This window comes from Bacillus sp. UNC322MFChir4.1, assembly GCF_000746135.1.
Taxonomy (GTDB): Bacteria; Bacillota; Bacilli; order Bacillales; family Bacillaceae_G; genus Bacillus_A.
Genome location: NZ_JQKQ01000014.1, coordinates 167,257 through 178,086, shown reverse-complemented (window position 1 = coordinate 178,086; position 10,830 = coordinate 167,257). Strand labels below are relative to the sequence as shown.

General features: G+C 38.0%; 11 protein-coding genes. 5 read left to right on the top strand and 6 right to left on the bottom strand.

What is annotated here, in order from left to right:
- Positions 1-290 precede the first annotated feature (290 nt).
- The gene (gene pepQ / locus BR72_RS08075) at positions 291-1,388 is read right to left on the bottom strand and encodes a Xaa-Pro dipeptidase (protein WP_035431799.1); all 1,098 of its coding nucleotides are present in this window, start codon (positions 1,386-1,388) and stop codon (positions 291-293) included.
- Positions 1,389-1,535: 147 nt separating this feature from the next.
- On the opposite strand from pepQ, the gene BR72_RS08070 reads away from it, so the two are divergent.
- On the top strand, positions 1,536-2,219 hold the full coding sequence (locus BR72_RS08070; RefSeq protein WP_035431797.1) for a metal-dependent hydrolase: 684 nt from the start codon (positions 1,536-1,538) through the stop codon (positions 2,217-2,219).
- A 39-nt stretch (positions 2,220-2,258) separates the two neighbouring features.
- Here BR72_RS08070 and BR72_RS26315 read toward each other — a convergent pair whose 3' ends face one another.
- Complete coding sequence (locus BR72_RS26315; protein ID WP_156107917.1) at positions 2,259-2,417, bottom strand: hypothetical protein; 159 nt, start codon at positions 2,415-2,417, stop codon at positions 2,259-2,261.
- A 233-nt stretch (positions 2,418-2,650) separates the two neighbouring features.
- On the opposite strand from BR72_RS26315, the gene BR72_RS08065 reads away from it, so the two are divergent.
- Positions 2,651-3,964 (top strand): CBS domain-containing protein, encoded by a 1,314-nt coding sequence (locus BR72_RS08065; RefSeq protein WP_035431796.1) that lies wholly within the window; start codon positions 2,651-2,653, stop codon positions 3,962-3,964.
- 99 nt (positions 3,965-4,063) lie between these two features.
- Positions 4,064-4,309 carry a DUF3949 domain-containing protein gene (locus BR72_RS08060; RefSeq protein ID WP_035431794.1) on the top strand — a complete coding sequence of 82 codons (246 nt, stop codon included), beginning with the start codon at positions 4,064-4,066 and terminating at the stop codon, positions 4,307-4,309.
- Positions 4,310-4,367: 58 nt separating this feature from the next.
- Here BR72_RS08060 and BR72_RS08055 read toward each other — a convergent pair whose 3' ends face one another.
- Entirely contained in the window at positions 4,368-5,126 is a 759-nt protein-coding gene (locus BR72_RS08055; protein WP_035431792.1) for an arylamine N-acetyltransferase family protein, read from the bottom strand.
- Positions 5,127-5,140: 14 nt separating this feature from the next.
- Positions 5,141-5,443, bottom strand: a complete 303-nt coding sequence (locus tag BR72_RS08050; protein WP_035431790.1) for a YtpI family protein — start codon at positions 5,441-5,443, stop codon at positions 5,141-5,143.
- 116 nt (positions 5,444-5,559) lie between these two features.
- On the opposite strand from BR72_RS08050, the gene BR72_RS08045 reads away from it, so the two are divergent.
- Entirely contained in the window at positions 5,560-6,492 is a 933-nt protein-coding gene (locus BR72_RS08045; protein WP_035431789.1) for a DHH family phosphoesterase, read from the top strand.
- 19 nt (positions 6,493-6,511) lie between these two features.
- Here the strand turns inward: BR72_RS08045 and ytrI are convergent, their stop codons facing one another.
- The gene (gene ytrI, locus BR72_RS08040) at positions 6,512-7,012 is read right to left on the bottom strand and encodes a sporulation membrane protein YtrI (RefSeq protein ID WP_035431787.1); all 501 of its coding nucleotides are present in this window, start codon (positions 7,010-7,012) and stop codon (positions 6,512-6,514) included.
- Positions 7,009-7,350 (bottom strand): sporulation membrane protein YtrH, encoded by a 342-nt coding sequence (locus tag BR72_RS08035; protein ID WP_090996582.1) that lies wholly within the window; start codon positions 7,348-7,350, stop codon positions 7,009-7,011. Before BR72_RS08035 ends, ytrI begins: the two co-directional genes overlap by 4 nt.
- A gap of 99 nt (positions 7,351-7,449) precedes the next feature.
- On the opposite strand from BR72_RS08035, the gene dnaE reads away from it, so the two are divergent.
- Complete coding sequence (dnaE, locus tag BR72_RS08030) at positions 7,450-10,779, top strand: DNA polymerase III subunit alpha (RefSeq protein ID WP_035431784.1); 3,330 nt, start codon at positions 7,450-7,452, stop codon at positions 10,777-10,779.
- The last annotated feature ends 51 nt before the right edge of the window (positions 10,780-10,830 follow it).

Genomic DNA, 10,830 nt, shown 5'->3' with positions numbered 1-10,830 from the left:
CATCCTCTTTGTATATTTATCCCGCTATTTGCGGGCAGTAATACTCCCGCCTCAAAATTCAGCGGAAGCATTGTCCAGCTCTAGCGGCTAGAATCTCCGGCCGTTTCGCCCCTCGGACGAGGTAAAAAGCGCCTCTCTGTCAGGGGCGTGGGCGTCCTGCGATTCTGAGCGAGCCGCTTCCGCTTTTCTTAAGAAGTTAGGCGGGAGATAAACTGCTGGCATGCGCCCGATTGGTGAGGGCTGATAATCAGTGGGGGATGAAGAAAACCCCCACTGATTAAAGTTTCACTTTATTTTACAAACTGCAATTCTTTCGGGAACTTCGTTAAAATTTCCACGCCATCTTTTGTAACGTAAACATCATCTTCAATACGAACGCCGCCTACGTTTGGTACGTAAATACCTGGCTCGATTGTGAAGACCATTCCTTCGCGTAATGGAGAGTTGTTACCTTCTTTTACGTCTGGATATTCGTGAACGCTAATGCCAAGTCCATGACCAAGGCGGTGCGGGAATAAGTCACCGTAGCCAGCATCTGCGATTACTGAACGAGCAGCATGGTCGATTTCACTAAATGTTGCGCCTGGTTTACATGATTCAACAGCGTTTAATTGACCTTTTAATACAGTTTCATAGATATGTTTTTGTTCGTCTGAAATTTCGCCAAATGCAACTGTACGTGTAATATCAGAGCAATAACCGTCGATAATAACACCTAAGTCAAATAGAACGAAATCACCGCGCCCTATTTTGTTTGCACCAGGAACGCCGTGCGGAAGTGCAGAGTTTGCCCCTGTTAGTACCATTGTGTCAAAGGACATTTTATGTATGCCTTTTTTCTTTAATTCATGCTCAATTGTTGCAAGTACTTCAAGTTCACTGCGATTCTCTTGAATGGCATTTATCCCAATTTCAACTGCATAGTCAGCCATCGCAGCAGCTTCGCGTAAAATCGACAGTTCTTTTTCGTCTTTAATTAAGCGAAGTTCACGTACTTTTTCTTCAGCTGATCTGAAAGCTGCTTTTGGGAATAGTTGTGATAAGTGCTCGTAGCGCTCTACGTTTAAATGCTCTTTTTCAATTGCGACTGCACTTGCATCGATGCCGCGTGCTTCAATTGCTTTTGCAATCATATCCCATGGGTTGTCTGTATCTGTATATCCAATAATTTCATGAGTCCAGCCAGCGCCTCTTGCATGCCCTTCTTCCATTTTTGGACAAATTAACATCGGTTCTTTTTCTTGAAATACAAATAGACCTAGTAGTCTTTCATGCGGTTCACAGTGGAAGTTTGTCATATAGAAGACATTCGGTGTAGAAGTTAAGAATGCAGCCTCTGTATTTTTTTCTTGTAGCCATTGCATTAATTTTTCTAATCTAGTATTCATAGATTTGCACCTCCGAAATTTTGATTACATGTATAACTTTACATCGAATGAAAGTATTCTGACAAGCAAATCGATGTTTGAAAAGACAGGGAATTTCGAAATCATGTAGAATAAGAGGTGGAATATAAACAAGGGAGGAATAAATGAATGAAAGTATCTTATCACGGTCATTCTGTCGTAAAGATTGAAACGAATGGAAAGGTTATTTTAATTGATCCGTTTATTACAGGAAATCCGAAAACAGATTTAAAAGTAGAAGACGTAACAGTAGATGCGATTATCCTTTCTCATGGTCATGGTGATCACGTTGGGGATACAGTAGAACTTGCGAAGAAACATAATGCGGTTGTCGTGGCGCCGTTTGAACTAGCAACATTTTTAGGATGGCAGGGCGTGAATACACATCCGATGCATATCGGTGGCTCATATGTGTTTGATTTTGGAAAAGTGAAATTTACACAAGCATTTCATGGGTCAAGTTATATTGATGAAGAAAATCAGACAATTACATACACAGGAATGCCAGCTGGAATTTTATTTACCGCCGAGGAAAAAACAGTGTATCATGCAGGAGATACTGCGTTATTTTCTGATATGAAGTTAATCGGTTCTCTTAATAACATTGATTTAGCATTTTTACCAATTGGGGATAACTTTACAATGGGACCAGACGATGCCGCGCTCGCAGCAGAATGGATCGGGGCAAAAATCGTTGTGCCGATGCACTATAATACATCCCCAGTCATTCAACAAGATCCGCATCAATTTGTAGAGAAACTAACGAGCGGTGTAGGAAAAGTATTAGAAGCTGGGGAAGGAATTGAATTGTAAAAAAAGAAACCTTCATTTTGCGCGGCAAAGTGAAGGTTTTTAAATGTGAGAAGGGTATAATGTAAATGTTGTATTTGTTATATCATTGTTAGATTGTGATGTGCCTACTTCTTCTGTTTCGTTTAATGCTATTGCTACTTTCTTTCCATCCACAAATGCTAATAATACCGCTCCGATAATGTTTAAAACTTTTTTCATATCATATCGCCCCTTTTCTCTTATTTCTTGTTTTTATTGTACGATAAGGAAATGAAACGAACCATCGAATGAGGTGACAAGGAAATTACATTATTGTAAGAAACTTGTATAGATTTGTTATAAAAAATAATAGTACAGATATAGGAACATGCAGTGTAACAGTTTTGGAAATATAGTATACTAAAAATACAACACATGAAGAATCTAGGGAAAAGAAAGTATGGTGAATTTTTTTGGCTACGAAACACAATCAAATTTTGGAATATATTAACAGTTTGCCGATTGGGCATAAAATTTCTGTGCGCCAAATTGCAAAAGAGCTCGGCGTGAGTGAAGGAACGGCGTATCGTGCGATTAAAGATGCGGAAAATAAAGGATATGTAAGTACAATTGAACGGGTCGGGACAATTCGTATTGAACAAAAGAAGAAAGAAAATATTGAAAAGCTAACATTTGCGGAAGTTGTTAATATTGTTGATGGTCAAGTACTTGGCGGAAGAGAAGGTCTACATAAAACGTTAAATAAATTTGTAATTGGAGCAATGAAACTAGAAGCGATGATGCGCTATACAGAAGCCGGAAACTTACTTATTATCGGAAACCGTACACAAGCACATCAATTAGCACTTGAAGAAGGAGCAGCTGTACTCATTACAGGTGGATTTGATACGGAAGAACATGTGAAGAAATTAGCAGATGAGTTAAAGCTTCCAATTATTTCGAGTAGCTATGATACATTTACAGTAGCCACGCTTATTAACCGTGCTATTTATGATCAGCTTATTAAAAAAGAAATTGTTCTTGTTGAAGATATTTTAACACCAATTGAAGAGACGATATGTTTACAGCCAAATGATACAGTAGAAAAATGGCATAAGTATAATGAAGAAACGATGCATGGACGTTATCCGATTGTAGATGAAGCAAATAAAGTACTCGGCATTGTAACATCAAAAGATATGATTGGTGTAGCAAAAGACACACCAATTGAAAAAGTAATGACAAAACAGCCGATTACTGTAAACGGAAAAATGTCTGTTGCCGCAGCGGCACGTATGATGGTGTGGGAAGGGATTGAGCTTCTTCCTGTTGTTGACGATAGTAATACATTGCAAGGCATTATTAGTCGTCAAGATGTGCTCCAAGCACTCCAAATGATTCAGCGTCAGCCGCAAGTTGGAGAAACGATTGATGATATTGTAACAAATCAATTTGTGAATCAGAAAGAAGCAAAACAAGATCACTCATATCATTTTTCTGTTACGCCGCAAATGACAAATTCGATTGGAACTTTGTCGTACGGCGTATTCACAACAATTGTGACAGAAGCGACCAATCGTGTCCTGCGCGCGCTGAAAAAAGGTGACATAATTGTTGAAAACTTAACCATTTACTTTGTAAAACCGGTTCAAATTGACAACATTGTATCCGTCCATCCGAAAGTATTAGAAATTGGACGTAAGTTTGCTAAGGTTGAAGTAGAAGTACATCACGAAAATAGTGTTGTTGGAAAAGCATTGCTTATGGTTCAATTGATTGATCGGTAAGAAGGGAGAGCGGTCTGAAAGGGCAGCTTTTCTTGTATAAATAGATATCTGAATCTTCCATTTTATGTGTTATAATGGAAGAAAAAGGAGGTCTTATTTATGTTATTTGCTAGTATCTTTTTCGGAAGTATTGCACTTTTTTACTTCCTCATTATGATTCCAATTCAATACTCCTATATATCTGGTTTGAAAGAACGAATGAAAAGAACAGGCCTCACGCAAAATGAGTTATATGAAAAGATGTCATTTGAAGAAGAACAAGCACATTTCAATTTGCAAGGAAGTTTGTTTAATTTACCGTCTGCGCTTGTTGCGAGTTATATATATAAATTGCGTCATCGTTAATAACAAAAGAAAAGCGTTCATCCTTTCAACGAATATTGCTGAAAGGATGAACGCTTTTTTATTTAACTGCAATGCCAAATTCACGCAAAGCAAGTGCTTGAAAAGTCTGTAGATCAATCGTTTGTTTCGATTTCTGCTTCCCTTTTGTTACGGTATACGTTTTGTCTGTTAGCGTAATGTGACCATCGTCTGTTCGCTTTGCAAGAAGTGGAGATTTATTGAATGGTGATTGTTCATGGTGGGTAATGATTTGTTGTGCGTTCTGTAAAGCTGTTTCATTAATTGGCGATGTGAAGAAGTCGTAGCCAATTTCTAAAGTGCCATTTTGATATTTTTCAAATGCATATTCTCCGAAAGTTGTTTTTTTCTTTTGAATGCGGTATTCACCTGTTGAAGACGTTATTGTTTCCCCTGTAAACGGAAGAGGTTGCAGAGCATGATGGGAACCGAAACCGACATCGATTAAATATGGCTGCCTGTCATGATGTAGCATCGTTGCAAAGTGTGTTTGGGTGAGGCGCTTTTCTTCGTTGTTAAAAACAGTCCCTCCAATTAAATGAACGTCGAATCCTAGTTCTTTTAAAGCGTAGTAAAATAAAGGATTCAGCTCATAGCAAACACCGCCGCGCCGGCTGTCTATAATCTTTCTTTTTAAATCTTTAAAGGTAAGATCAATGCTTTCATTTTGAATAATACTCATATTTTCAAATGGTACATGTTTCGCAAATTGAAATTGTAACGTACAAATATCTTCAAAAGTTACATCTTGCTTTTCATATTGAATCCGGTTGAAAAAATCGTTTAGAAAGGTGTTCATTTCATCTCACCTCATTATTTTTGTAACTGCTCAGCTTCTTGAATCGCAAGCGGTAAGAAATGCTTGTATTGGCGAATGCCGTTGTAGATACTAGCGCCCCCAACGATTACAAATAAAATGCCGACGATAATACGGGATGTTGAAATTTCTAGGAAAAATTGATTTACGCCAAATAAGGCAACAAATAAACCGAGTGCAATTGCTGATTTTCCTGCAAGCCATCCTTTCTCCATCGAACGGTTAGTGCGAAAATATTTCGTTTTGTAGAAGAGATATAACATAAATGTAACGATAATACAAAAGACTAATACTGGCATGACCCCAATCCCCCATCTATTTGTATGTTCTTTCTTTATTGTAATTCAATTCTCCCCCTGTATGAAGTGTTTTGAGCTATAATAGGAATAAATTGGCCGAAAAGGAGATTTTATATATGCATGAGAAAATTTTAGGAGCAATTAAGCAATTTGATACAATTATTATCCATCGTCATGTTCGTCCAGATCCAGATGCATTAGGTTCGCAGTGCGGTCTTGGTACGATGCTGCAAGAGTCGTTCCCGGAGAAAAAGATTTATATGGTAGGATACAACGAACCGTCTTTAGCGTACTTACACGTAATGGATGAAATTGATGATGCTACGTATGAAGAGGCGCTTGTCATTGTTTGTGATACAGCAAATCAAGAGCGTGTTTGCGATCAGCGTTATACAAAAGGAAAGCAATTAATTAAAATTGATCATCATCCGAATGAAGATCCGTACGGTGATATTGTTTGGGTAGATACAACATCAAGTTCTACAAGTGAACTGATTTATGAATTTTACTTATACGGCAAGGATAAAGGATTAACGTTATCAAAAGAAGCAGCACGTCTTATTTTAGCTGGTATCGTTGGTGATACAGGGCGTTTCTTATTCCCAAACACATCTGCTAAAACACTTCATTATGCATCTGAGCTTGTGGGAGTGGGCGTTGAATTCCCAGCATTATATGATGAAATGTATAAAACAAATGAGCGTATTGCACGTTTAAATGGTTACATTTTGCAAAACTTTACGATGACAGAAGAAGGTGCAGCTTACGTTAAACTAACAAAGGAAGTATTAGAGCAGTTTGATGTGCTTCCGTCTCAAGCTTCAGGAGTTGTTGGAGCTCTTGGAAATATTGAAGGATTAAAAGCGTGGGTTCTATTTTTAGAGGAAAAAGATGTGATTCGTGTTCGCCTTCGTTCAAAAGGTCCGGTCATTAATACGTTGGCAATGCGATATAACGGCGGAGGGCATCCGATGGCGTCCGGGGCAAAAGCTTTTTCTTGGGAAGAAGCGGACCGCATTTTTGCAGATTTACGTGAAGTGTGTAAATAACAAGAAAGGTAGAGGGGCTCTACCTTTCTTGTTTTATTTTGACGCTAATTGTAAGTGTTGTGTCAAACGAAACCGTTTCGATTTCAAATCGATAGACACGGTCATAATATTTATATACTTTATTTTCAATGGCCTTTTTCAGTAGCTCTTTATTATTGGCGACGCTTCGAATATTTTGGGTGAGTAAGTGACGGAGATCATCGCGAATTGATGTCGTTAAAGTTTCAACGGTAAGAGAATTTAAATTATATTTCTCGTAATCGACAATTTCAATTTCAATTTCTTGAATGGTTAACATATTTTTATTTTCTTCATTTTCTTTCTTTTGATCTTCCGTGAGTACACGTAAATCTTCGGTTAGTTTTTTTATTTGTGCTTCTTGTGTTTCGAGTGTTTTAGTTTGTTCTTCTTGAAACACGCCGTATATGTATAAAAAAATAATCCAGCTTAAAATACCACCAACAGCCGCACCGCCTAAAAATAATTTCCAGCGATTAGAGAGCGAGCTTGGGACTTTCATATGTGCTCTTGTGTAATCCATTTAATAATCGTGAATCCTGTTTGCATACCGCCTGTAGCAAAAAAAATAAGGAGAATTTGTTTCACAATATCTTTTGTATCTCCTCCAAAAAAGCTGCGTTCAAAGCTATAAAATGTATCGAAAGTTCCGCCAATGGCAGCGACGAGAGCCCAAATTCGCAAATTCACTGCAAATTGCGTAATCATTGTGAGCGGTGGTTTTCCTACTAAAAAAGCACCGACTCCGCCAATTAATGAGCCACCTATCATAACACCAAGAGCAATAAAATAACTCGTAATGAGAAGAGAGAAAAAGCTTTGGTTCACTTCCATCATCATTCTCCTTTCTTTTTCAAGTATATGGACAAAGAAGGGGAAGTATGTTTTGATTTCACGTATAATAGGAAGTAGTCAAATAGATAAAGAGAGGGTATAAAAGTGAAGTTTGTGCATTTACAATGTCAAACCGTTTATAGTTTATTGAAAAGTGCTTGTAAAATAGATGAGCTTGTTCATCAAGCGAAAGAACTTGGATTTCCGGCATTAGCAATTACAGATGAAAATGTGATGTATGGTGTTATACCGTTTTATAAAGCGTGTAAAAAAGCGGGGATTCAGCCGATTATCGGTTTAACAGCTTCCATATGGAATGAAGAAGAGGAGCAGTCTTATCCGCTTGTTTTACTGGCTGAAAACGAAACAGGCTACCTTAATTTACTTAAAATTTCTAGCAGCATTATGACAAAGTCAAAAGAGGGTATTCCAAAGAAATGGCTTGCGCATTATGCGGGGGGATTAATTGCGATTTCTCCAGGAAAAGAAGGGGAAATTGAAAAACTTTTATTGCAAGGGAAACATGAGGCTGCTGCGGAAGTAGCAAATATGTATAAACAAATATTTGCCAGCTTTTATATAAGCGTGCAGCACCATGCTGTTCAAGAGGAATTGTTGCTGCAAGAAGAGCTTCTACCATTTGCAAAGCAGCTTGATATTTTGATTGTGGCGACAAATGATATTCGTTATGTAAAACAAAGTGATGCGATTGTGCAGGAGTGTTTATTATCAGTTCATAGCGGGACGAAAATGGCTGATTCAGAAAGACCGCGTTTGCAGACTGATCAATACTATATGAAATCAGCATCTGAAATGGAGGCGTTATTTGCCTCAATTCCTGAAGCGGTTCAAAACACATTAAGTATTGCTAAGCGTTGTCACGTAGAAATTCCGTTTCAGACAAATCAACTGCCGAAGTTTCCAGTACCAACAAATGAATCATCTGATCAATTTTTACGCCGCCTTTGTGAAGAAGGATTGCATAAGCGTTATGAAATTGTGAATGATGTGCATAAAGCGCGTTTAAATCATGAACTGCATACTATTTCTCGAATGGGATTTAGTGATTATTTTCTTATTGTATGGGACTTTATGAAATACGCTCATGAGCATGGTATTTTAACAGGGCCAGGCCGTGGTTCGGCAGCTGGGTCACTTGTATCTTATGTGCTCGAAATTACGGATATCGACCCGATTCAATACAATTTACTATTTGAACGGTTCTTAAATCCAGAGCGCGTTACACTTCCTGATATCGATATTGATTTTCCAGATATTCGCCGCGATGAAATGATTCGTTATGTGAAAAATAAGTACGGAGAACTGCGCGTTGCTCAAATTGTAACGTTTGGAACACTAGCAGCAAAAGCGGCAATTCGTGATATTGCAAGGGTAATGGGACTGCCGCCAAATGAAATTGATATTTTTTCAAAACATATTCCGTCTAAAGTCGGGATTACATTAGAAGAAGCTTACACAGAATCGCCATCGTTACAAAGTTACCTACAAAGTAACCTAGTTTTTCAAAGAGTATTTGATATTGCAAAGCGTGTAGAAGGTTTGCCGCGTCATACATCGATTCATGCCGCTGGAGTAATTATGAGTGAAGCTCCGCTTACAAATAGTGTTGCCATTCAAGGCGGTCACGATGATGTATACGTCACGCAATATCCAGCAGAAGTATTAGAAGAACTTGGTCTGTTAAAAATGGATTTTCTTGGTCTGCGTAATTTAACATTGCTTGAAAATATTCGCATGTTTATTGCGAAGACAACGGGGACAAGTTTAGATCTACGGAAATTGCCTCTTCAAGATACAAATACATTTGCACTCCTTGGACGAGGGGATACGACAGGGATCTTTCAGCTTGAATCAAGTGGAATGCGCAATGTTCTGCGTTCGTTAAAACCGAATGAATTTGAAGATATTGTTGCGGTTAACGCATTATATCGCCCGGGACCGATGGAGCAAATTCCAGTTTTTATTGATTCCAAACATGGGAAACGTGCTATTCATTATTTGCATCCTGATTTGAAACCGATTTTAGAAAATACGTATGGTGTTATCGTTTATCAAGAACAAATCATGCAAATTGCTTCCCGTTTAGCAGGATTTTCTCTTGGTGAGGCTGATTTATTACGCCGCGCTGTAAGTAAGAAAAATCGTGATATTTTAGACGAAGAGCGCATGCATTTCGTGAAGGGATGCTTGCAAAATGGGTATGATGAAGAAACGGCCCAGAAAATTTATGATTTAATTGTTCGATTTGCCAATTATGGATTCAACCGAAGTCATGCAGTTGCTTATAGTATGATTGGCTATCAGCTTGCGTATTTAAAAGCAAATTATCCGCTTCAATTTATGACGGCATTATTATCAAGCGCAATTGGAAATGAAGAGAAGATTGTGCAATATGTTAGGGAAACGAAGCGGAAAGGATTTCGTGTTTTACCGCCGTCTCTTCATAAGAGCGGTTATGAGTTTCAAGTGGAAGGAAATGCAATTCGGTATAGTTTACTTGCGATTCGCAATGTAGGGATGGCAACTGTAAATGCTTTAATTGAAGAAAGAAATAAAAAGCCATTTCAAGATTTATTTGCGTTTTGTTTGCGCATGCCAGCGAAATTTGTGACAGAGCGCAATTTAGAAACGATGGTTTGGGCTGGTTGTTTTGATGATTTTAACGTTTCGCGTTCCGCTTTATGTAATAGTATTAAAGGTGCGTTAGAATACGCGAGTTTAGCACGGGAAATTGGTGAGGAGCTTGTGCCGAAGTCGGAGTATGCACAAGAGGCAGAACTAACGTTTATAGAACAGTTAAATAAAGAAAAAGAAGCGCTAGGCTATTATTTAACAAGTTACCCAACTGCCCAGTACGCAAAGCTTGTTAAGGAATTAGAAATCCCGACACTTGCAGAGACGATGAAACAGCAAAGAAAAGTACAACGGGCAATTGTATATTTGACAAATATAAAAGTGATTCGGACGAAAAAATTACAAAAGATGGCGTTTATCACGTTTTGTGATCAAAATCATGAAATGGAAGGGGTTGTATTTCCAGAAACGTATATCCATTTTGCAGAGCGATTACATGAAGGAGCAATTGTTTTAATAGAAGGGAAAATTGAACAGCGAAACAATAAGCTCCAATGGATTGTAAATGGCTTGTATCCATTAGAGACGATGGATACTTACGAGGAAATGAAAGACGCTTCTATTTACGTGAAAATCCCATCACAGTATGAGAAAAGACTGTTAAACAATGTCACAAAAATATTGTTTAACTATTCAGGTTTTGCGAAAGTACTAATTTATTATGAAAAAGAGCATAAGATGGTACAATTATCACGTAGCTTATCCATTCATCCAAGTGAAGAATGTTTACAAGCGCTTTATGAGATAGTCGGTAAGGAAAATATCGTTGTAAAAATATAATGGACAATTTCCTACCATTTCGATTATAGTAGTAATAGCGTTCGTGGTCAG

What these genes read in the sequence shown, in the direction of transcription:
- pepQ (WP_035431799.1), bottom strand. Translation starts at nt 1,388, where the DNA reads ATGAATACTAGATTAGAAAAATTAATGCAATGGCTACAAGAAAAAAAT.
- BR72_RS08070 (WP_035431797.1), top strand. Translation starts at nt 1,536, where the DNA reads ATGAAAGTATCTTATCACGGTCATTCTGTCGTAAAGATTGAAACGAAT.
- BR72_RS26315 (WP_156107917.1), bottom strand. Translation starts at nt 2,417, where the DNA reads ATGAAAAAAGTTTTAAACATTATCGGAGCGGTATTATTAGCATTTGTG.
- BR72_RS08060 (WP_035431794.1), top strand. Translation starts at nt 4,064, where the DNA reads ATGTTATTTGCTAGTATCTTTTTCGGAAGTATTGCACTTTTTTACTTC.
- BR72_RS08055 (WP_035431792.1), bottom strand. Translation starts at nt 5,126, where the DNA reads ATGAACACCTTTCTAAACGATTTTTTCAACCGGATTCAATATGAAAAG.
- BR72_RS08050 (WP_035431790.1), bottom strand. Translation starts at nt 5,443, where the DNA reads ATGCCAGTATTAGTCTTTTGTATTATCGTTACATTTATGTTATATCTC.
- BR72_RS08045 (WP_035431789.1), top strand. Translation starts at nt 5,560, where the DNA reads ATGCATGAGAAAATTTTAGGAGCAATTAAGCAATTTGATACAATTATT.
- ytrI (WP_035431787.1), bottom strand. Translation starts at nt 7,012, where the DNA reads ATGAAAGTCCCAAGCTCGCTCTCTAATCGCTGGAAATTATTTTTAGGC.
- BR72_RS08035 (WP_090996582.1), bottom strand. Translation starts at nt 7,350, where the DNA reads ATGATGATGGAAGTGAACCAAAGCTTTTTCTCTCTTCTCATTACGAGT.